The 20,082-nt window shown below is 71.0% G+C and carries 20 protein-coding genes and 1 pseudogene; 17 read left to right on the top strand and 4 right to left on the bottom strand.

Annotated features, from left to right (window positions below):
* Positions 1-28: 28 nt before the first annotated feature.
* Entirely contained in the window at positions 29-1,399 is a 1,371-nt protein-coding gene (locus FZ046_RS14620) for an FAD-dependent oxidoreductase (protein ID WP_070352386.1), read from the top strand.
* A 6-nt stretch (positions 1,400-1,405) separates the two neighbouring features.
* On the opposite strand, the gene FZ046_RS14615 is transcribed toward FZ046_RS14620, so the two are convergent.
* Positions 1,406-1,813, bottom strand: coding sequence for a PPOX class F420-dependent oxidoreductase (locus tag FZ046_RS14615; protein WP_070352387.1), 408 nt, complete (start codon positions 1,811-1,813; stop codon positions 1,406-1,408).
* A 64-nt stretch (positions 1,814-1,877) separates the two neighbouring features.
* Here FZ046_RS14615 and FZ046_RS14610 point away from each other — a divergent pair.
* Positions 1,878-3,142 (top strand): annotated as a pseudogene (locus FZ046_RS14610) (DUF222 domain-containing protein).
* Here the strand turns inward: FZ046_RS14610 and FZ046_RS14605 are convergent.
* Positions 3,139-3,489 carry a hypothetical protein gene (locus FZ046_RS14605; RefSeq protein WP_070352388.1) on the bottom strand — a complete coding sequence of 117 codons (351 nt, stop codon included), beginning with the start codon at positions 3,487-3,489 and terminating at the stop codon, positions 3,139-3,141. The pseudogene FZ046_RS14610 and the gene FZ046_RS14605 overlap by 4 nt on opposite strands.
* Before the next feature lie 23 nt (positions 3,490-3,512).
* On the opposite strand from FZ046_RS14605, the gene hisN reads away from it, so the two are divergent.
* From hisN to FZ046_RS14585, 4 genes are all read left to right on the top strand, one after another.
* On the top strand, positions 3,513-4,286 hold the full coding sequence (gene hisN / locus FZ046_RS14600; protein ID WP_070352389.1) for a histidinol-phosphatase: 774 nt from the start codon (positions 3,513-3,515) through the stop codon (positions 4,284-4,286).
* 91 nt (positions 4,287-4,377) lie between these two features.
* Positions 4,378-5,775 carry an acyl-CoA dehydrogenase family protein gene (locus FZ046_RS14595; protein ID WP_070352390.1) on the top strand — a complete coding sequence of 466 codons (1,398 nt, stop codon included), beginning with the start codon at positions 4,378-4,380 and terminating at the stop codon, positions 5,773-5,775.
* Between the two features lie 60 nt (positions 5,776-5,835).
* Positions 5,836-7,050 (top strand): acyl-CoA dehydrogenase family protein, encoded by a 1,215-nt coding sequence (locus FZ046_RS14590; RefSeq protein WP_070352391.1) that lies wholly within the window; start codon positions 5,836-5,838, stop codon positions 7,048-7,050.
* A 36-nt stretch (positions 7,051-7,086) separates the two neighbouring features.
* Positions 7,087-8,085, top strand: a complete 999-nt coding sequence (locus tag FZ046_RS14585; RefSeq protein WP_070352392.1) for an oxidoreductase — start codon at positions 7,087-7,089, stop codon at positions 8,083-8,085.
* A 22-nt stretch (positions 8,086-8,107) separates the two neighbouring features.
* Here FZ046_RS14585 and FZ046_RS14580 read toward each other — a convergent pair whose 3' ends face one another.
* Positions 8,108-9,085 (bottom strand): esterase family protein, encoded by a 978-nt coding sequence (locus FZ046_RS14580; RefSeq protein WP_070352393.1) that lies wholly within the window; start codon positions 9,083-9,085, stop codon positions 8,108-8,110.
* Positions 9,086-9,340: 255 nt separating this feature from the next.
* On the opposite strand from FZ046_RS14580, the gene FZ046_RS14575 reads away from it, so the two are divergent.
* The 10 genes from FZ046_RS14575 (at position 9,341) to FZ046_RS14530 (ending at position 18,799) form a co-directional block, all read left to right on the top strand.
* A complete protein-coding gene (locus FZ046_RS14575; protein WP_070352394.1) occupies positions 9,341-9,919 on the top strand; it encodes a TetR/AcrR family transcriptional regulator in 579 nt (192 codons plus the stop codon).
* Positions 9,920-9,958: 39 nt separating this feature from the next.
* Positions 9,959-11,107, top strand: a complete 1,149-nt coding sequence (locus FZ046_RS14570) for an acyl-CoA dehydrogenase family protein (RefSeq protein WP_070352395.1) — start codon at positions 9,959-9,961, stop codon at positions 11,105-11,107.
* A gap of 82 nt (positions 11,108-11,189) precedes the next feature.
* Complete coding sequence (locus FZ046_RS14565) at positions 11,190-12,293, top strand: homogentisate 1,2-dioxygenase (protein ID WP_070352396.1); 1,104 nt, start codon at positions 11,190-11,192, stop codon at positions 12,291-12,293.
* Positions 12,294-13,505, top strand: a complete 1,212-nt coding sequence (locus FZ046_RS14560) for an alpha/beta fold hydrolase (RefSeq protein ID WP_083298122.1) — start codon at positions 12,294-12,296, stop codon at positions 13,503-13,505. It abuts the gene before it with no gap.
* Positions 13,502-14,707: a CaiB/BaiF CoA transferase family protein gene (locus FZ046_RS14555; RefSeq protein ID WP_070352397.1), complete on the top strand. Its 1,206-nt coding sequence runs from the start codon at positions 13,502-13,504 to the stop codon at positions 14,705-14,707. The genes FZ046_RS14560 and FZ046_RS14555 overlap by 4 nt, the downstream gene beginning before the upstream one ends.
* Complete coding sequence (locus FZ046_RS14550) at positions 14,704-15,612, top strand: hydroxymethylglutaryl-CoA lyase (RefSeq protein ID WP_070352398.1); 909 nt, start codon at positions 14,704-14,706, stop codon at positions 15,610-15,612. Before FZ046_RS14555 ends, FZ046_RS14550 begins: the two co-directional genes overlap by 4 nt.
* 9 nt (positions 15,613-15,621) lie before the next feature.
* Entirely contained in the window at positions 15,622-16,233 is a 612-nt protein-coding gene (locus tag FZ046_RS14545) for a TetR/AcrR family transcriptional regulator (RefSeq protein ID WP_070352399.1), read from the top strand.
* An 18-nt stretch (positions 16,234-16,251) separates the two neighbouring features.
* Positions 16,252-17,493, top strand: a complete 1,242-nt coding sequence (locus FZ046_RS14540; RefSeq protein WP_070352400.1) for an acyl-CoA dehydrogenase family protein — start codon at positions 16,252-16,254, stop codon at positions 17,491-17,493.
* The gene (locus FZ046_RS14535) at positions 17,490-18,470 is read left to right on the top strand and encodes a phosphotransferase family protein (protein ID WP_070352401.1); all 981 of its coding nucleotides are present in this window, start codon (positions 17,490-17,492) and stop codon (positions 18,468-18,470) included. Before FZ046_RS14540 ends, FZ046_RS14535 begins: the two co-directional genes overlap by 4 nt.
* Positions 18,467-18,799: a DUF6285 domain-containing protein gene (locus tag FZ046_RS14530; RefSeq protein ID WP_070352402.1), complete on the top strand. Its 333-nt coding sequence runs from the start codon at positions 18,467-18,469 to the stop codon at positions 18,797-18,799. The genes FZ046_RS14535 and FZ046_RS14530 overlap by 4 nt, the downstream gene beginning before the upstream one ends.
* A gap of 21 nt (positions 18,800-18,820) precedes the next feature.
* Here the strand turns inward: FZ046_RS14530 and FZ046_RS14525 are convergent, their stop codons facing one another.
* Positions 18,821-19,447, bottom strand: coding sequence for a class I SAM-dependent methyltransferase (locus FZ046_RS14525; protein ID WP_070352403.1), 627 nt, complete (start codon positions 19,445-19,447; stop codon positions 18,821-18,823).
* Positions 19,448-19,540: 93 nt separating this feature from the next.
* Here FZ046_RS14525 and FZ046_RS14520 point away from each other — a divergent pair, with 93 nt between their 5' ends.
* Positions 19,541-19,954 (top strand): Rv3143 family two-component system response regulator, encoded by a 414-nt coding sequence (locus tag FZ046_RS14520; protein ID WP_070352404.1) that lies wholly within the window; start codon positions 19,541-19,543, stop codon positions 19,952-19,954.
* Positions 19,955-20,082 lie beyond the last annotated feature (128 nt).

Here is a 20,082-nt window from a genome sequence, read left to right as displayed (position 1 = left end):
CGGGCGCCGGCTAGGAGGAAGCTGAAGCATGCGGCCCTACCACGTGGCGATCGTCGGCTCGGGACCTTCGGGGTACTTCGCCGCAGCGTCATTGCTCAAGTTCGCCGACTCCGACGCCGCGGCCGGCCGCGACGTCCGCATCGACATGCTGGAGATGCTGCCGACCCCCTGGGGGCTGGTGCGCTCGGGCGTGGCGCCGGACCACCCGAAGATCAAATCGATCAGCGCGCAGTTCGAGCGGACCTCGGCCGATCCGCGCTTCCGCTTCTTCGGCAACGTCGAGATCGGGAATCACGTGACGGCCGAGGAGCTGGCTGACCGATACGACGCGGTGGTCTATGCGATCGGCGCACAGGCCGACCGCGCGCTGAACATTCCGGGCGAGGACCTGACCGGCAGCGTGGCGGCCGTGGACTTCGTCGGCTGGTACAACGCGCATCCCCACTTCGAGGAGATGCTGCCCGACCTGTCGTCCGGCCGGGCGGTGGTCATCGGCAACGGCAACGTCGCGCTCGACGTGGCGCGCATCCTGGTCAGCGACCCGGATCTGCTGGCCGCCACCGACATCGCCGACCATGCCCTGGACTCGCTGCACACCCGCGGTGTCGAGGAGGTGGTGGTGGTCGGGCGGCGCGGCCCGCTGCAGGCGCCGTTCACCACGCTGGAGCTGCGCGAGCTGGGTGACCTCGAGGCCATGGCCGACGTCGACGTGGTGGTGGATCCGGCGGACTTCGCCGACGTCACCGACGAGGCGCTCGACGCGGCGAGCAAGACCGTGAAGCAGAACGTCAAGGTGCTGCGCGGGTACGCCGAGCGCGGTCCGCGTGGCGCCAAGCGGCGCATCGTCTTCCGCTTCCGCACCTCTCCCATCGAGATCAAGGGCGACGGCCGGGTCGAGTCGATCGTGCTGGGCCGCAACGACCTCGTGGACGAGGGCGGCCGGGTGGTCGCCAAGGACAGCGGCGTTCGCGAGGAGCTGCCGGCACAGCTGGTGGTCCGTGCCGTGGGCTACCGCGGTGTCGCCACCCCCGGCCTGCCGTTCGACGAGCGGTCCGGCACGATCCCGCACGCCGACGGCCACGTCGAGGGCACCCGCAACGCGTACGTGGTGGGCTGGATCAAGCGTGGCCCGTCGGGTGTGATCGGCAGCAACAAGAGGGACTCCCAGGACACCGTTGACACGCTGCTGGCCGATCTCGCCGGTGCCGAACTGGCCGACTTCGGTCCCGACCACGACGAGCAGCTCGCCCGGTGGCTGGTGGAGCGCCAGCCCAAGGTGGTCACCGGCGATCACTGGAAGCTCATCGACGACTACGAGCGGGTGGCCGGCGAGAAGGTGGGCCGGCCGCGCGTGAAGTTGACTAACGTGGCGGAGTTGCTCCGCATCGGTCACGGCTGACCGGCGTCAGCCCATCGGGGGCGGGGTTACCTTGTCGGCTTCGATGGTGAGGATCAGCCGGGTCTCGTCCGGGTTGCCGCTGAAGTTCGGGTAGGGGATCCCGAGGTACTTGTGCGAGATCTCGTCGATCTGCTCCCGGCCGCCCTCGGTGGTGCTCGCGATGACGCGGCCGCGGACCGCGTAGAAGCGCCGCACGTCCTCGGGATCGGCGATGTTGACCGCTACCCGTGGGTCGCGGGCCACGTTGCGGGCCTTCTGCGAGCCGTCGACGATGTTGATGACGACGTGTTCGCCGTCGGTGTGCACCCACGTCTCGGTGAGCTGCGGGGAGCCGTCGAGCATCAGCGTGGCGATGAAGCAGGGCGCGGGCTTGCGGAGCAGGTCGATCAGGTCGGCGGGCAGCGTTTCTGGCATGACGCCTTCATACCCACTTTCGTGCGACGCGGCTGTGTCGTACCCCTGACGTAGTGTCGAACACGTGTTCGAACGGGATGAGCGGGAGGCGGCGCTGGTCGCCGAGATCAGCCGCCTGGAACGGGTGAAGGCGGCCGCGGCCGCCGGGCAGGCCCGGGCGACGGCGGCGCTCGACGAGATGCGGCGCCGCGCCGAGGCGGCCGCGGGTCTACCCGCCGCCACACGGGGTCGTGGGCTGGCCGGCGAGGTCGCATTGGCGCGCCGCGACTCCCCCAGCCGCGGCGGGCGGCACCTCGGCTTCGCGCGGGCATTGGTCCACGAGATGCCGCACACGCTGGCCGCGCTCGAGTCCGGCGCGCTCTCCGAGTGGCGCGCCACGTTGATCGTGCGCGAGTCGGCCTGCCTCGACGTCGAGGACCGTCGCCTTCTCGACGCCGAATTGTGCGGCGCCGCCGCCGATCTCGAGGGCAAGGGCGACCGGCGGATCGCGGCGGACGCGCGGGCCATCGCCTACCGGCTGGATCCCCGCGCCGTCGTCGACCGTGCGGCGCGCGCCGAGAACGAGCGCACCGTGAGCATCCGCCCGGCTCCGGACGCCATGTCGTACATGACGGCCCTGCTGCCGATGGCCGCGGGCGTGGCGGTGTACGCCGCGCTACGGCGGGCCGCCGATACCTGCAGCGACGGCCGCGGGCGCGGTCAGGTCATGGCCGACACGCTCACCGAGCGCGTGACGGGCCGGCCGGCGGACGTCCCCGTACCGGTGGCGGTACAGCTGTTGCTCACCGACGAGACACTGCTCGGCGGCGCCACCGATCCGGCACGGCTCGCGGGCTACGGCCCGATCCCCGCTGCGGTGGCGCGGCACCTCATCGCCGGCGCGGTCGGCGACGAGCGCTCGACGGCCACCCTGCTCCGCCTGTACCGCCATCCACGCTCCGGCGGCCGGGTAGCGATGGAGTCCCGCGCGCGCCGCTTCCCGAAGGGCCTGGCGACGTTCATCGCGCTGCGCGACGACTCGTGCCGCACGCCGTACTGCGATGCGCCGATCCGGCACACACCGACCACGCGCTGCCGGATGCCCGGGGCGGCCCCACCAGCGCCTGCAACGGCGAGGGCACGTGCGAAGCCTGCAACTACGCCAAGGAGGCGCCGGGCTGGCGCGTGCGCACGGCAACCGAATCCGGCTGTCATACAGCCGAATTCACGACGCCAATCGGTGCGACGTACACCTCGACGGCACCACCGCTACCCGGCCGGACGCGCGTCAACGTGCGTCTGATGGACGTGGCGCGGTTCCGCGTGGCGACGGACGACCGCGCGGCCTAGTAGCCCGGCGCGGGGGGCGGGTCGAGGGGTTCGGGCGGCGCGAAGCTCCAGTTGTCCGGGTTCTTCGGCGAGTACAGCACCGGGATCAACTGCCCCATGGTGGGCCAGGCGTTCACGTCGACCACCATGCGCTGATAGACGACGTGCTCGTTGACGGTCGGTCCGTTGATGACGCCGCTGATGGTGACGAACTGCTCGCCGACCGCATCGGCGGGCCGCGGACTGAGTCCCGTGACCAGCAGCGTGCCGTGGGCGAGTTCGCCGCGGGGACCGCCCTTGCGGAGCCTCGGGACGACGATCAGGGCGATCGCTCCGACGATGAGCAGAAGGGCAAGGAGTTCCCACACACCGCCATGGTAGGACTCTTGCCATGAGCACCGTTTCCGACGACGTGACCCTGGCGCTTCGACTGGCCGACGCCGCCGACGCGCTGACCCTCGACCGGTTCGGTGCACTCGACCTCGCGGTCGAGACGAAGCCCGACCTGACGCCCGTGACCGACGCCGATCGCGGCGCGGAGGAGACGCTGCGCGGACTCCTGGCCGACGCCCGCCCGGGCGACGCGCTGCTGGGCGAAGAGTTCGGCGGCACACCGGTGTTCGAAGGCCGGCAGTGGGTGCTCGACCCCATCGACGGCACCAAGAACTTCGTCCGCGGCGTACCCGTGTGGTCCACGCTCATCGCACTGCTCACCGACGGCGTCCCGACGGTCGGCGTCGTCAGCGCGCCGGCGCTGGCCCGGCGGTGGTGGGCCGGGACGGGCGAGGGCGCCTTCGCGTCGTTCAACGGCACGACCCGCCGGATCGCGGTGTCGAAGGTCGCCGACGTGGAGTCGGCGAGCCTGTCGTATTCCGATCTGGTCGGCTGGGAGGGGCGGCGGGACCGCTTCGTCGCCCTGACCGACGAGGTGTGGCGAGTCCGCGGCTACGGCGACTTCTGGTCCTACTGCCTGCTGGCCGAGGGCGCGGTCGACGTCGTGGCGGAACCGGAGGTCAAGTTGTGGGACCTCGCGGCCATCGACGTGGTGGTCCGCGAGGCCGGCGGCCGGTTCACCAATCTCGACGGCGCCCCCGGCCCGCACGACGGAAGTGCGTTGGCCACCAACGGATTGCTGCACGACGAGGTCCTGCGCCGCCTGGGTTGACGCCGTGTGAAGTTCCTAACAGGTACCGCCGATCTTACTCTGGAGTAAGATACGGTCATCGAGCACTGCCCCAACGACGCGAGGCTGCGACATGACCAACACCCGCACCGGCACGAACCAACGCCCGCGACGCTCCGGCGAGAGCGCCATCGGACTGCAGCGACACAAGCGGTCGGCGACCGACATCGGCTTGGCGCTGATCACGCCGCTTCTGGGCCAGGAGTTCCTGGACCGCTACAACCTGCGTGATCCGCTCAATCGTGGTCTGCGTTATGGCGTCAAGACGGCGTTCTCGGCCGTCGGCGCCTCGACCCGGCAGTTCAATCGCGTGCAGGGGCTCGGCAAGCCGGCCACCCGGCTCAAGCCGAGCGGCGCCGACTACTTCGACCTCACCCCCGACGACGACCAGAAGATGATCGTCGAGACCGTCGCGGAGTTCGCCGAGGAGATCCTGCGCCCCGCCGCCCACGACGCCGACGACACCGCGACCTATCCGCGCGACCTCGTCGGCAAGGCCGCCGAACTGGGCATCACGGCCATCCACGTGCCAGAGGACTTCGACGGGATCGCCGAGCAGCGCAGCACCGTCACCAACGCCCTCGTCGCCGAGGCGCTGGCCTACGGCGACATGGGCCTGGCCCTGCCGATCCTGGCTCCTGCCGGCGTCGCCTCGGCGCTCACCCACTGGGGCAGCGCCGACCAGCAGGCCACCTACCTCGCCGAGTTCGCCGGTGAGAACGTGCCGCAGGCGTGCGTGGCGATCGCCGAACCGCACGCGCTCTTCGACCCCACGGCGCTCAAGACCACCGCGGTCCGCACCCCCGGCGGCTACCGGCTCACCGGCGTCAAGTCGTTGGTGCCGGCCGCGGCCGACGCCGAACTCTTCGTCGTCGCCGCGCAGCTGAACGGCCGGCCGGCGCTGTTCATCGTCGAGTCGTCCACCGACGGCCTGACGGTGCGGGCGGATCGCAGCATGGGGATCCGCGCCGCCGAACTGGGCCGCATCGAACTCGACGACGTCGCGGTGCCGCTGCACAACCGCCTCGGCGAGCCCGACGCGGACGACGCCCGCTACGCCGCGGACTACTCCGAGGCGATCGCGCTGGCCCGCCTCGGCTGGGCGGCCCTGGCGGTCGGCACCTCGCACGCGGTGCTCGACTACGTCATCCCCTACGTCAAGGAGCGCGAGGCGTTCGGCGAGCCCGTGGCGCACCGCCAGGCGGTGGCGTTCATGTGCGCCAACATCGCCACCGAACTCGACGGTCTGCGGCTGGTGACCTGGCGCGGCGCCGCACGCGCCGAGCAGGGTCTGTCCTTCGCCCGTGAAGCCGCACTGGCCAAGCGGATCGCCACCGACAAGGGCATGCAGATCGGCCTGGACGGCGTGCAGCTGTTGGGCGGGCACGGCTACACCAAGGAACATCCGGTCGAGCGCTGGTACCGCGACCTGCGTGCCCTCGGCGTCGCCGAAGGCGTCGTCGTTCTCTGATCGTCGTCGTTCTCTGATCGTCTGACCCCAGACCACCACACCTCACCGAAACGGACAGTCATGGCCATCAATCTGGAAATGCCCAAGAAGCTGCAGGCCGTCATCGAGAAGGGCCATCAGGGCGCCGCGGAGATGATCCGGCCGATCTCGCGCAAGTACGACCTCGCCGAGCACGCCTACCCCGTCGAACTCGACACCCTCGCCACCCTCTTCGAGGGCATCTCGGCGGCGAAGACCATCTCGTTCGCCGGCGCGGAGGCCTTCGCCGCCGGCGAAGATGACGGCAAGAAGTCGAACGTCAACGGCGCCAACATGTCTGCACTGCTGAACGCGCTCGAGATCAGCTGGGGCGACGTCGCCCTGCTGCTGTCGGTGCCCTACCAGGGCCTCGGCAACGCAGCGATCTCCAGCGTCGCCACCAAGGAGCAGCTCGACCGGCTCGGCAAGGTGTGGGCCGCGATGGCCATCACCGAGCCCGGCTTCGGCTCCGACTCCGCGGCCGTCACCACCACGGCCCGCCTCGATGGCGACGAGTACGTCATCAACGGCGAGAAGATCTATGTCACGGCGGGCTCGCGTGCCACGCACATCGTGGTGTGGGCGACGCTCGACAAGTCCCAGGGCCGCGCGGCCATCAAGTCGTTCATCGTGCCGCGCGAGCACCCCGGCGTCACCGTCGAGCGTCTGGAGCACAAGCTCGGCATCAAGGCCTCCGACACCGCGGCGATCCGCTTCGTCGACGCCCGGATCCCGAAGGAGAACCTGCTCGGCAGCCCGGAGATCAAGACGGACAAGGGCTTCGCCGGGGTCATGCAGACCTTCGACAACACCCGGCCCATCGTGGCGGCCATGGCCGTGGGCGTCGCGCGCGCCGCCTTGGAGGAGCTGCGCACGATCCTCACCGACGCAGGCGTCGAGATCTCCTACGACAAGCCCGCGCACGCGCAGAGTGCCCCCGCCGCGGAGTTCCTCCGCATGGAGGCCGACTGGGAGGCGGGTTACCTGCTCACCGTCCGCTCGGCGTGGCAGTCGGACAACAAGATCCCGAACTCCAAGGAAGCGTCGATGGGCAAGGCCAAGGCCGCCCGGGTCGCCAGCGACATCACGCTCAAGGCCGTCGAATTGGCCGGAACGCTGGGCTATTCCGAGGAGACGCTGCTGGAGAAGTGGGCCCGCGACTCGAAGATCCTCGACATCTTCGAGGGCACCCAGCAGATTCAGCAGCTCGTCATCGCACGTCGCCTGCTGGGTCTGTCGTCGGCCGAACTGAAGTAGCGGCCCCGCGGAGCCCCGACGCGCTAGCGTCGGGGCATGGACTCCTTCAAGGCACTCGTCGCACGCCAGGACGGCGATCGGATCACCACGTCGGTCGAGACGCTCGGCGAGGCGGACCTCCCGGCCGGCGACGTCACCATCCGGGTGACGCACAGCAGCGTCAACTACAAGGACGCGCTCGCGGTGACGCCCAAGGGCGGCGTCGTCCGCGACTACCCCATCGTCCCGGGCATCGACCTGGCCGGTGAGGTGGTCGCGTCGGATTCACCGGACTTCGCGGTGGGCGACGGGGTGCTGGCTCACGGCTACGACATCGGCACCGGCAAGCACGGCGGCTACGCCGAGTACGCGCGGTTGCCCGCCGAACAGGTGGTGCCGCTCGGGTCGCTGAGCGCCCAGGACGCCATGGCGATCGGCACCGCGGGCTTCACGGCGGCGCTGAGCGTCCAGGCCCTCATCGACCGTGGCATCACCCCGGACGACGGCGACGTCGTCGTCACGGGCGCCACGGGCGGGGTGGGATCGGTGTCGGTGGACCTGCTCGCCACCGCGGGATACCGGGTGGTGGCATCGACCGGCAAGGCCGACGCCGCCGACCACCTCCGCGAGCTGGGCGCCGCCGACGTGATCGGCCGGCTGCCGGAGGATCCGGAGGCGAAGCCGCGGCCGCTGGGCAAGACCCGCTGGGCGGGGGCGGTGGACTGCGTGGGCGGTGCGACGTTGGCCGACGTGCTCAGCACGCTCGCGTACGGGGGTGCGGTGGCCGCCAGCGGCCTGACGGGTGGCCCCAAGCTCGACACGACGGTGATGCCGTTCATCCTGCGTGGCGTGGCACTGCTGGGCATCGATTCGGTGCTGCTGCCGATCGACGCGCGCCGGGCGCTGTGGGCCAGGCTCGGCGACGAGCTGCGGCCTCGACGCCTCCAAAACGTCACGCACCTCGTCGATGCGACGGACGTGGTGTCCGTGATCGACGAGGTGCGTGCTGGCCGTTATTCGGGCCGGGCGGTGGTACGGGTGGCGGGCGGCTTCTAGGCCGCCCGCCGGCCCGCTACCGTCAGGCTCCGATCAGGACGCGCTGCAGGTCCGGCTTCATGGCCTGAAGCTGCTGACCCCAGTACGCCCAGGCGTGGGTACCGGCGTCGGGGAAGTTGAACACCCCGTTCTTGCCGCCGGCGGCGATGTAGTTGTCCTGGAACGTCCGGTTGGTGCGGATGGTCAGGCCCTCGAGGAACTTGGCCGGCAGGTCGCCGCCGCCCAGCTCGTTGGGCTGGCCGTTGCCGCAGTAGATCCAGATGCGGGTGTTGTTGGCGACCAGGGTCGGCAGCTGCACCATCGGATCGTTGTACTTCCAGGCCGGATCGGTCTCGGCGGGGCCCCACATGTCGTTGGCCTTGTAGCCACCGGCGTCACCCATCGAGATGTTGATCAGGAAGGGCCACCAACCCTCGGAGGGGTTCAGGAAGCCGGACATCGAGCTGGCGTAGGGGAACTGCGCCGGGTGGTGCGCCGCCAGGGTCAGCGCGGCGGAACCGGCCATCGACAGGCCGACCGCAGCGCCACCGGTGGACTTCACGCCCTTCTCGGAGGCGAGGTAGGCGGGGAGTTCCTGGGTCAGGAAGGTCTCCCAGTTGTAGGTGAGGCAACCGCTCTTGCCGCACGCGGGCTTGTACCAGTTGGCGTAGAAGCTGGACTGGCCGCCGACCGGCATGACCATCGAGAGGCCCGAGTCGAGGTACCACTCGAACGCCTGGGTGTTGATGTCCCAGCCGTTGAAGTCGTCCTGCGCGCGCAGACCGTCGAGCATGTAGATCGCCGGCGCGTTGGCGCCGCCGCTCTGGAACTGGACCTTGATGTCGCGACCCATGCTGGGCGACGGCACCATCAGATACTCGACCGGCAGACCGGGACGCGAGAACGCCCCAGCGGTCGCGCTTCCGCCAGTCAGGCCGACCAGACCCGGCAGTGCGAGCACCGCCATGGCCGACACCAACAACCGGCGCGCCCAACGGCCGCCAATTCTGTCAACGAACATCGAATAAATTTCCCATTCAGTTCCGGTTACGACGTAACCCGTGCACCCTGCGGCCGGTTGACCGCGCTTGCTACGCGAGGACGCATGTCCGCCCCGCGCCGCGCCCACCCGACGTAGCCCAGGAGGCTTTCGAGCGGACCGTAAGCATTCAGTTGTCGCCAAGGAAGTAAAACACGGTGCCAGCGCCCCGAGAAAGTCGGCGCTGGTGACGTCGACGTCAGAACAGGTGCCGTGGCCGTCCGTAGGCTACCGCACATGGCGAGCTCGCGGCGCACCGCCGCCGACGCCCGGACGCGACGGCTCGGCGTGGACGACTGGGTGCAGGAAGGCTTTGCCATCCTGGCCGAACAGGGGCTCAAGGCGCTGACGATCGACCGGTTGTGCAGCCGGTTGGGCGTCACCAAGGGCAGCTTCTACTGGCACTTCGCGGACATCTCGACCTATCGCGCCGCACTGATCGAATCCTGGGGAGAACTGCGCGACGCCGACCGGCGTGTCTTCGACGAGACGGCCGGGATCGACCCGCGCGAGCGGCTGGCGCGGATGATGGCGTCTCTGGTCAGTCCCCGGCACTGGACGCTCGAACGGGCGATGCGCGAGTGGGCCCGGTCCGACGCGACCGTGGCGGCCAGCGTGCGCGCCTCCGACCGCCGCGTGCTCCGAGCCGTGCGCCAGGCGTTCCTCGACTACGGCTTCGACGATGTGGACGCCGACGTGCGGGCCAATGCGACCTTCGCGGCGGGCATCGGCTTCCTCCATCTCTCCGAGGCGGTGCCGGACGGCACGGACGCGGTGCGTGCCGACCGCTTCCTCGACCTGCTCCTCACCCGCTGACACAGCTTCCATACCAAAAGGTATGGTACGTTCCACGCCATGAGCGACGTCATCGACGAGGGCTTCGTCGCGCGGCTGGCCGGGCGGGCCCGGCACGCCGAGGACCTGCGTCACCTCCCCGACGAGACGGTCGCGGACTATGCCCGCAGCGGGCTGTCCGACCTGCTGGTGCCGAAGCGCTTCGGCGGCGCCCAGGCGGCCTTCGGAGAACTCCTCGACCCGGTGCGGCGAATGGCGCACGGCTGCACCTCGAGCGCCTGGACGCTCGGCTTCTACGCCCTGCACAACTGGATCGTCGCCCTGTTCGGCGAGCGGGCCCAGGAGGAGGCCTTCGGCACGCGGCCGTTCCTGGCACCCGCGCCGTTCGCGCCCACCGGACGCGGTCTGCCCGCCGACGGCGGCGTGCGCCTCACCGGCCGGTGGTCCTGGGCAACCGGCGCCGTACACGGCAACTGGATCATGGTCGGCGCGCTGTGCGGTCCCGACGACGGCATCTACCCCGCCCTCGCCCTGCTCCCGGCAGCGGACGTCGCGGTCGTCGACGTGTGGCACACCAACGGCATGCGGGCCACCGGCTCCCAGGACGCCGTCATCACCGATGCCTTCGTCCCGGAGCACCGTCTGGCGCGCGTCGCCGACGTCTACGCCGGCACCACGCCCGGCGCCGGCCTGCACGACTCCCCCACCTACCGCTGGCCGCTGGTGCCCGCCCTGGCGCTGCTCGCCGCCATGCCCGCCCTCGGCAGCGCCGAACGGGTCCGCGACCTGTTCGCCGAGCGGCTCGGGCAGCGCGTGCTGCCCTATGAGGGCACGACGCAGCAGGAGAAACCGCTCGCCCAGGCCCGGCTGGCCGAGGCAGGGGTGCGCCTACGGGCACTGCACGGCCTGGTGGACGCCACCGTCGCCGGGATCGAGGCGCTCGTCACCGCGGGAGAGGCCGTGCCGCGCCCGGTGCGCGGTGAGGCGCGGCTCGCCGCGGCGCACGTCGTGCGCGAGTCGCGGGCGGTGATCGCCATGCTGCTCGAGGCGGCCGGCGCCAGCGTGCACTTCCTCGACAGTCCCCTGCAGCGATACAAGCGCGACGTCGACGTGCTGTCCGGTCACGTGGTGTTCGACTACGACACCAGCCGCGAACTGGCCGGCGCCCTGGCCCTCGGGCTGAAGATCCCGCGCACCTCGATGGTCTGACCGCGTCCCCCGCGGTCGGACCGTTGACAGCCATCCAGAAGTGAAACTAACGTCACTTTCAGTTCGGTCAAGGGAGACAGCCATGGAGTCCTTCGTCCACCTGCGCAAGGGCGTGACGCCCCGGCGACTGCACGCCGACCTCGACGGCCTCAAGGACGACGAACTCGGCCGGGACGGCTTCACCGGCCGGACCGCCAACATGTACCGGCGCCACGACCCGACGGCCTTCCGCAGCGTCGGCCCACTGCGCCCCGTGGACGTGCTGTCCTCGGCACTGGAGCCGGACGACGCCAGCGACCCCCGGGGCGGCCCGCTGCTGATGTTCTCGAACGCCGACTGCCAGGTGCTGCTGTCCCGCCGCGCCGAGGCGATGCCCTACTTCGTGCGCCACGTCGACGGCGACCTGCTGAGCTTCGTGCACCGCGGATCCGGGCTCCTGGAGACCGAGTTCGGCCCGCTGCGCTACCGCGAGGGCGACTGGGTCTACGTCCCCAAGGCCTGCACGTGGCGCCACGTCCCCGACGCCGGCGACGAGGTCTGGCTGATGGTGCAGGCCACCGCGGAGTTCCGCGTGCCGCCACCGGGCGCGCTCGGCAGGCACTTTCCCTTCGACCCGTCGCAGGCCGTGATCCCCGAACCCGCGGCGCTCGACGACGGGCCGCGAACCGAGGACGGGGAGTACGAGGTCCGGCTCGTCCACGATGGCGGCCCGACGACGCTGTACTACCCCCACCACCCGCTGGACGTCGAGGGCTGGCGGGGCGACAACTTCGCCTTCACCTTCAACATCGCCGACTACAACGTGGTCACCTCCGACAGCGTGCACCTGCCGCCCACCGTGCACCTGTTCATGCAGGCGACCGGCGTGGCCGTGATGAACTTCCTGCCCAAGCCCGCCGAGGGCGTCCCCGGCACCGAGCGCACGCCCTGGTACCACCGCAACGTCGACTACGACGAGATCGCGTTCTTCCACAGCGGGGCGCTGTACGGCATCCCCATGCCGCCGGGCCTCATCTCGCACGCACCGCAGGGCGTGCACCACGGCGCCCCGGAGAAGGCCCGCGAACGCGCACGCCGGACGTTCGACGAGTTCGACCGGGTGGACTGGTCGGTAATCGCCATCGACACCCGGCGCCGGCTGGTGCCGTCGGCGGAGGTCCTCGCAAGCGACCTCGGGCAGCACTGAGTGAGCGCCGTGAAGCACCACTACGAGCGGATCCCCTACCTGGTCGCCTACCAGAACACCTCGCGCGTGCGGGACGTCTACGGCGGTGTCGCGGAACTCGTCGTGCTGGAGAGCTACCTGCTGCGGCCTGCCGCAGCATCGAATACCGTACTGATCTTCATGCACCCGATCGGCGGTGGCGCCTACCTGCCGATGATCAACGCCCTCGCCCGCGCCGGGCACCACGTCATCTACTGCAACAGCCGGTTCCGCGGCACCGACAGCGCGCTGCTCATGGAGAAGGTCGTCGAAGACCTCGGCGAGTGCATCAAGGACGCGAAGCACCGCCTCGGGTACGAGAAGGTGGTGCTCGCCGGCTGGAGCGGTGGCGGCTCGCTGTCGGTGTTCTATCAGCAACAGGCGCAGCACCCCACCGTGACGTCGAGCCCGTCCGGCGACGGGCCCGACCTGACGGCACTGGGGCTGGTCCCGGCCGACGCCGTCATGCTGCTCGCCGCCCACGTCAGCCGGCACGGCACGCTGACCGAGTGGCTGGACGCCTCGATCCTCGACGAATCCGACCCCGGCCGTCGCGATCCCGAACTGAACCTCTACGACCCGGCCAACCCGAACCAGCCGCCGTACACGAGTGAGTTCCTCGAGCGGTACCGGCAGGCGCAGATCGACCGCAACCGGCGAATCACCAAGTGGGTCAAGGCGAAACTGGCCGAACTCGCGGCGGCGGGCCGACCCGATGATGAGTTCGCCTTCGTCGTGCACGGCACCATGGCGGACCCGCGCTGGCTGGACCCGACCGTCGATCCCAACGAACGGACCCCGGGAACCTGTTATCTGGGTGATCCTCGGGTGGTGAACGATTCGCCCGTCGGCCTGGCCCGGTTCTGCACGCTGCGGAGCTGGCTGTCCCAGTGGAGCTACGACGACGCCCACGGCGACGCCGTGGCGTGCGGTCCCGACGTCGCGGTGCCGACGCTGGTCATCGGCAACCTGGCCGACGACGCCTGCACGCCCAGCCACACCCGCCGGCTGTTCGAGGCGATCGGCCACCCCGACAAGGAGATGCACGAGATCCCGGGCGCCAACCACTACTACGCCGGACCGGACCAGCGCGAGACGCTGGCGGCCGCGGTCGGCATCTGTACCGACTGGCTGCAGCGGCACGGATTCGCAGCGGAGAGCAGGAGCGAAGCGACCCGGGATTCGGCGCCGTGACGGTCACCGGACCGCTCGACGGCATCCGGGTCCTGGAAGTCGGGACGTTGATCTCCGGCCCCTTCGCGGGACGGCTGCTCGGCGACATGGGCGCGGAGGTCATCAAGATCGAACCGCCGGGTGCCCCGGACCCGCTGCGCACCTGGGGCCAGGCCGAACGCGACGGGCATCACTTCTTCTGGACCGTGCATGCGCGCAACAAGAAGGCCGTGACGCTGAACCTGCGCGCGCCCCGCGGACGCGACCTGTTCCTCGACCTCGTCGAGCGCTCCGACGTGATCGTCGAGAACTTCCGCCCCGGCACGCTGGAGAAGTGGGACCTCGGCTACGACGTGCTCCGTGCCCGCAACCTCGGCATCGTCCTGGTCCGGGTGTCCGGGTACGGCCAGACCGGGCCCGAGGCGCACAAGGCCGGCTACGCGTCGGTCGCCGAGGCGGCCAGCGGCCTGCGGCACATGAACGGCTTCCCCGGCGGTCCGCCGCCGCGCCTGGCGCTGTCGCTCGGCGACAGCCTGGCGGGCATGTTCGCCGCCCAGGGCGCGCTGGCCGCGCTGTACCGCCGCAGCGTCACCGGCGAGGGCCAGGTGGTCGACGCCGCGCTCACCGAGGCCTGCCTGGCGGTGCAGGAGTCGACGATCCCCGACTACGACGTCGGCGGCGTGGTGCGGGGGCCGTCGGGCACCCGGCTGGAGGGCATCGCGCCGTCCAACATCTACCGCAGCGCCGACGGCAGCTGGGTGGTCATCGCCGCCAACCAAGACACCGTGTTCCGGCGGCTGTGCGCCGCCATGGGGCGGCCCGAACTCGCCACCGACGAGCGCTTCGCCGATCACGTCAGTCGTGGCCGCAATCAGGACGAGCTGGACGAGATCATCGGCGCCTGGGCCGCCGCCCGCCAACCCGACGACGTCATCGCCACGCTCTCGGCCGCCGGTGTCATCAGCGGACCCATCAACACCGTCGCCGAGGTCGTCACCGACCCGCAGCTGCTGTCTCGCGGCATGATCGCCGACCACTGGGACGAACGCATCGGGCGTGCCGTCAAGGGACCCGGCGTGATCCCGGTGCTCTCCGACACGCCCGGCACCATCCGGTGCTCCGGATCGGCCGTGCCCGGCCAGCACAACGACGAGGTCTACCGCGGTCTGCTGGGCTGCTCCGCCGAGGACATCGACCAGCTGCGCCACGAGGGGGTGCTGTGATCGGGAGCGTCACCATCCGCGAGGTGTGCCTGCGCGACGGCCTGCAGATCGAGCGGCCGATCCCGTTGGCGGCCAAGCTCGCTCTGCTCGAGGCGGTCCTCGCGACGGGTGTCCGCGAGGTCGAGGTGACGGCCTTCGTCTCGCCGTCGAAGGTGCCGGCCCTCGCCGACGCCGCCGCGCTCGCCGCCGAACTGCCCCGGTTGCGGCAGCAGCACGGCGACGTCGAGTTCTCCGCGCTGGTGGCGGGCCCGGGCGGCGCCGCCCGGGCGGTGGCCGCCGGCATGACGTCGCTGGAGTACGTGGTGTCCGCCGCAGACGGGCACAGCCGCGCGAACGTCGGACGCGGCACCGCCGAGTCGACGGACCTGATCGCCGACATCACCCGGATCGCGCACGACGGCGGCGCCACCATCGAGGTGATCGTCGCGACCGCCTGGGACTGCCCCTTCGACGGGCCCACCGATCCGGCGCGGGTCCGCGACGTCGTCACGGCGGCCGTCGAACTCGGCACCGACCGGGTCGCCGTCGCCGACACGATCGGCACCACCACGCCGCGTCGGGTGACGACGCTGCTCGACGTGCTGCGCCCCGTGCTCGGCGACGTGCCGGTCGGCGCCCACTTCCACGACACCCGCGGCGCCGGACTGGCCAGCGCCTGGGCCGCCGTGACGGCCGGGGTCACTCGCCTGGACGCCTCCGTGGGCGGCCTCGGCGGCTGTCCCTTCGCCCCCGGCGCCAGCGGCAACATCGCCACCGAGGATCTGGTGTACCTGCTGCGCGACAGCGGCATCGACACCGGCGTCGACCTCACGGCCGCCATCCACGCCGCCGCCGTCGCCCGCGACGCCGTCGGCCACGACCTGCCCAGCGCGCTGCTGCGCGCCGGCGACCGCATCCTCGGCTGAGCCCGTCCCGTGCCCCAGGACGTCCTCACCGCCAAGGGCCGCCAGACCCGTGACGCTCTCGAGCAGGCTGCGCGAACGTTGTTCGCGGAGCGCGGTTTTCACGGCACCACGCTGGCCGACATCACCACCGCCGCCGGCCGTTCCACGGCCGCCTTCTACCGGTACTACACCGACAAGGAGGACCTGCTCTACGCCCTGGCGACGTCGTTCCTGCACGACGTCGTGATGCCCTCCGGCCTGACCGTGCACCTACCCGAGTCCCCCGCGGACACCGACTTCTTCACCCAGGTGGTCACCGGTTACTGGAACGTCTTCACCCAGCACATCGGCATCATGGTGGCGGTCAACCAGCTCGCCGACACCCGGCCGCGCTTCGCCGACGTGCAGAACGAATTCCGGCGCTTCGGCATCGACATGGTGGCGGCGTCGGTGCGCCGTGCCCAGGAGCAGGGGTACGCACCCGACGCCGATCCCGAGCTGATCGGCGCCGCGATCGCGCTGCTCTTCGAGAACTTCACGGTGGTCTCGCTGCGCCCCTCCGGCCTGGGACTCGTCGTCGGCGACGAGCAGGCCATCACCACGCTGTCGACGATCTGGCGGCGAACCCTGTACGGCATCTAGCGACCGAGGAGAACCGACGTGGACTTCGCCCTGCCCGAACACCTTCGGGGCGTGCTCGATGAGATCGACGCCTTCATCTCCGCGGAGATCGCGCCACTGGAGGCCGAGCACCTGCAGTACTTCGACCGGCGACGCGAGTACGCCCGCACCGACTGGGAGAACGGCGGCGTGCCGCGCCGGGAGTGGGAGGAGCTGCTCGACGAGATGCGGCGCCGCGCCGACGCCGCCGGCTGGCTGCGCTACGGCCTGCCGTCGCGGTTCGGCGGCCGCGACGGCAGCAACCTCGACATGGCCGTGATCCGGGAACATCTGGCGCACAAGGGGCTCGGGCTGCACAACGACCTGCAGGACGAGTCGTCGATCGTCGGCAACTTCCCCCAGGTCATCATGATGGACCGATTCGGTACCGAGTCGCAGAAGGCCGAGTGGATCGAGGCCATGCTGACCGGCACCCGGTCCATGGCGTTCGGACTATCGGAACCCGACCATGGCAGCGACGCCACCTGGCTGGAGACCACCGCGGTCCGCGACGGGGACTCCTGGATCATCAACGGCACCAAGCGGTGGAACACCGGCGTACACCGAGCCACGCACGATTTGGTGTTCGCCCGTACGTCCGGGGAGGCCGGACAGGCGCTCGGCATCACGGCCTTCCTGGTGCCCTGCGACGCACCGGGTTTCACGGTGCCCTTCTACTGGTGGACGTTCAACATGCCGACCGACCACGGTGAGGTCGTCCTGACCGACGTGCGGGTGCCCGCCGACGCGGTGCTCGGCGAGGTCGACCACGGCCTCGAGGTGGGCCAGACGTTCCTGCACGAGAACCGGATCCGTCAGGCCGCCAGCAGCCTGGGCGCCGCCCAGTATTGCATCGACCGTGCCGCCGAGTACGCCAGTGCGCGGGTGGTGTTCGGCAAGCCGCTGTCGGTGAACCAGGCCGTGCAGTGGCCGCTCGTCGAGCTGCAGACCGAGACGCAGATGGTGCGGCTGCTGGTGTACTACGCTGCCTGGCACCTGGACCGCGACCACCACATGGAGGTCTCCGACAAGGTGTCGATGGCCAACTACCGCGCCAACCGCCTGGTGTGCGAGGCCGCCGACCGCGCGATGCAGGTGTACGGCGGCCTGGGCTACAGTCGCCACGAGCAGTTCGAGCACATCTACCGTCATCACCGCCGCTACCGGATCACCGAGGGCGCCGAGGAGATTCAGATCCGCCGGGTGGCGCAGCGCATGTTCCGGTTCGGGTCGCGTCGATGATCGGCGGCGACGCGCTGGCCCGCGCACTGGGCGCCGCCCTGGCCCCCGCGCTCGGCGACGTGGGCATCGAGGGGCTGCGCGTCCTCACCGGCGGCGCCAGCCGGGCGACGTGGGCGTTCGACGCCGTGACCACCGACCGACGACGGCCGCTGATCCTGCGCGTCGGCCCGCCCGAGGAGATCCACGCCGGCATGGAGCTGGAGGCCGCCGCCCTCACCCGTGCCGCCGCCGCCGGCGCGCCGGTGCCCCGCGTCCTGGTGGCGTCGGACTCCACCGCGACGCTGGGCAGCCCGTTCCTGGTGTGCGACTTCGTCGCCGGCGAGACCATCGTGCGCCGGATCCAGCGCGCCATCGACGACGCGTCGCGGGCGGACCTGCTGTCGCAGTGCGCCCGGGCGATGGCCGCGATCCACCGCGCCGATCCCACCGGCATCGGGCTGACCGACGCCGAGCCGCTCGGCGAATCGCACGGGCAGCTCGACGCGATGGGCGACACCACCGCGACCTTCGAGTGGGCGTTCCGGTGGCTCGCCGCACACCGGCCCGCCCCATCGCCGAAGGTGCTGGTGCACGGCGACTTTCGGATGGGCAACCTCATCGTCGACACCGCAACCGCACCCGCCCGGCTGGCCGCGGTGCTGGACTGGGAACTGACCCACGCCGGCGAGGTGTACGAGGACCTCGCCTGGTTCTGCATCCGGGCGTGGCGGTTCGGCGCGCCGCCCGCCCTCGGCGCCGGCGGCCTCGGCAGCGTCGAGGACCTGCTGCGGGCCTACGAGGACGCATCCGGCACGACGCTGGACCGCGGCGCGATGCACTGGTGGCTGGTGCTGTCCACCCTGCGGTGGGGCGTCATCTGCCGCTATCAGGTGGAGCGCCACCTGTCCGGCGCCACCCGGTCGGTGGAGCTGGCCGCCATCGGCAGGCGGGTGTGCGAGACCGAGTACGACCTGCTTGCGCTGCTGGAGTCGGCGTGACCGGCTGGCACGGCAGGCCGACCGCCGCCGAACTGGTGGCCGCGGTCGCCGAGTTCCTCGAGACCGAGGTGCGAGAGGCCACCGACGGGGCGGTCGGTTTCCACGTCCGGGTCGCGGCCAACGCGCTGCGGACCGTCGAGCGCGAGCTGCTCGACGACGCCCGCGGCGCGGCGCCCCCGGAACTGCTGGGCTACCCCGACGAGGCGGCGCTGGCCGCCGCCATCCGCCGCGGCGACCTCGACGGGCACGGCGGTGAGGTCACCGCGGTGTTGCGCGCTCTGGTGCTGCGCCGGCTCGCCGTCGCCCATCCCGGCTACGACCAGGAGTAGCGCCAAGCGCGCGCAGTGCTGTCAGCGACGCCGCGCCCGCGCAAGCCACGCCGGCTCGTCGACGACCGTGCCGATCGGCAACCCGAGGGCCTCGGCGTGCCAGTGCGTGACCACGCCGCGGTAGGTGGTGGCCTCCAGGGCCTCGAGGTCCCACCCGTGGGCGAACGCGGATCGGACGTCGTCCTCGCCGACGGCCGGACCGAAGCCGCGACCGGTGTCGGACAACGCCAGCACGTGGGCCGTGCCGCCGGGTCGCAGCGCGCCGTGCAGGCTCGCCACGTACGCCCCACGGTCGTCGCCGGCGAAGACGTGGAACAGCGCGCTGTCGAGCACCGTGTCGTACCCGCCGTCGGCGGGCAACGCGGTCGCGTCGGCCACCTCGAAACGGGCGTCGACGCCCTTGGCGCGGGCATTGGCGCGCGCTTGCTCGACGGCCTCGGGTGCGTAGTCGATGCCCAGGACGTCGTAGTCGAGGGCGGCGAGCAGGATCGTGTGTTCGCCGAGGCCGCAGCCCGCGTCGAGGATGCGGCCCCGTAGCCGACCGCTGCGTTCCAGGGCGACGATGGCGGGCTGCGGCTCGCCGATCACCCACGGAGCGGTGTGCGACAGGTAGGCCTCGTTGAAGCGGTGCATGGCTGGAGTGGTCATGACGCCAGTGTCGGACCTCAACCATCGTTGAGGTCAACCACCGGGTACGCGAACTCGCCGCGGTGAGCGCACGCCGGTCGTAGCATCACCGAGGTGTCCCCCGCGCGCGACGCCGCAGCAGACCCCATCCGGATCCTCGTCTACAGCGACAACGCGCGCGTCCGCGATCAGGTGCGGTGGGCGCTGGGCAGCCGCGTGCACCCGGACCTGCCCGAGCTGACCTACCTCGAGGTCGCCACCGCCCCCGTCGTGGTCAGCACCATCGACGCCGGCGGCATCGACGTCGCCGTCCTCGACGGCGAGGCCACCCCGGCCGGCGGCATGGGCGTGGCCAAGCAGCTCAAGGACGAGGTGGCGCACTGCCCGCCGATCGTGGTGCTGACCGGCCGGCGCGACGACGCCTGGCTGGCCTCGTGGTCGCGCGCCGAGGCGGCGGTGCCGCACCCCATCGACCCGATCGCGCTGGGCGAGGCCGTGGCCGGGGTGCTGCGCACGCTGGTCGACTGACGACACCGCGGGTGCACGACACCCTGCGTGGACGGCGCGAAATGAACTGAGCGCGTTGCGTCTTCGTCTTGAGCGCCGCGGCGGTGCCGGACGAAGGGCCGAACACGCGATCCTCGCCAAAATGCTCC

It is taken from the genome of Mycolicibacterium grossiae, assembly GCF_008329645.1.
Lineage (GTDB): Bacteria > Actinomycetota > Actinomycetes > Mycobacteriales > Mycobacteriaceae > Mycobacterium > Mycobacterium grossiae.
Note: the sequence above shows the minus strand (reverse complement) of the source record. Positions and strands in the feature narration are given on the sequence as shown.

Excerpts from the sequence above, each read along its gene's own strand:
- FZ046_RS14570 (WP_070352395.1), top strand. The coding sequence starts at position 9,959 with ATGAGCGACGTCATCGACGAGGGCTTCGTCGCGCGGCTGGCCGGGCGG.
- FZ046_RS14565 (WP_070352396.1), top strand. The coding sequence starts at position 11,190 with ATGGAGTCCTTCGTCCACCTGCGCAAGGGCGTGACGCCCCGGCGACTG.
- FZ046_RS14575 (WP_070352394.1), top strand. The coding sequence starts at position 9,341 with ATGGCGAGCTCGCGGCGCACCGCCGCCGACGCCCGGACGCGACGGCTC.
- FZ046_RS14620 (WP_070352386.1), top strand. The coding sequence starts at position 29 with ATGCGGCCCTACCACGTGGCGATCGTCGGCTCGGGACCTTCGGGGTAC.
- FZ046_RS14615 (WP_070352387.1), bottom strand. The coding sequence starts at position 1,813 with ATGCCAGAAACGCTGCCCGCCGACCTGATCGACCTGCTCCGCAAGCCC.
- FZ046_RS14590 (WP_070352391.1), top strand. The coding sequence starts at position 5,836 with ATGGCCATCAATCTGGAAATGCCCAAGAAGCTGCAGGCCGTCATCGAG.
- FZ046_RS14585 (WP_070352392.1), top strand. The coding sequence starts at position 7,087 with ATGGACTCCTTCAAGGCACTCGTCGCACGCCAGGACGGCGATCGGATC.
- FZ046_RS14525 (WP_070352403.1), bottom strand. The coding sequence starts at position 19,447 with ATGACCACTCCAGCCATGCACCGCTTCAACGAGGCCTACCTGTCGCAC.
- FZ046_RS14595 (WP_070352390.1), top strand. The coding sequence starts at position 4,378 with ATGACCAACACCCGCACCGGCACGAACCAACGCCCGCGACGCTCCGGC.
- FZ046_RS14535 (WP_070352401.1), top strand. The coding sequence starts at position 17,490 with ATGATCGGCGGCGACGCGCTGGCCCGCGCACTGGGCGCCGCCCTGGCC.
- FZ046_RS14580 (WP_070352393.1), bottom strand. The coding sequence starts at position 9,085 with ATGTTCGTTGACAGAATTGGCGGCCGTTGGGCGCGCCGGTTGTTGGTG.
- hisN (WP_070352389.1), top strand. The coding sequence starts at position 3,513 with ATGAGCACCGTTTCCGACGACGTGACCCTGGCGCTTCGACTGGCCGAC.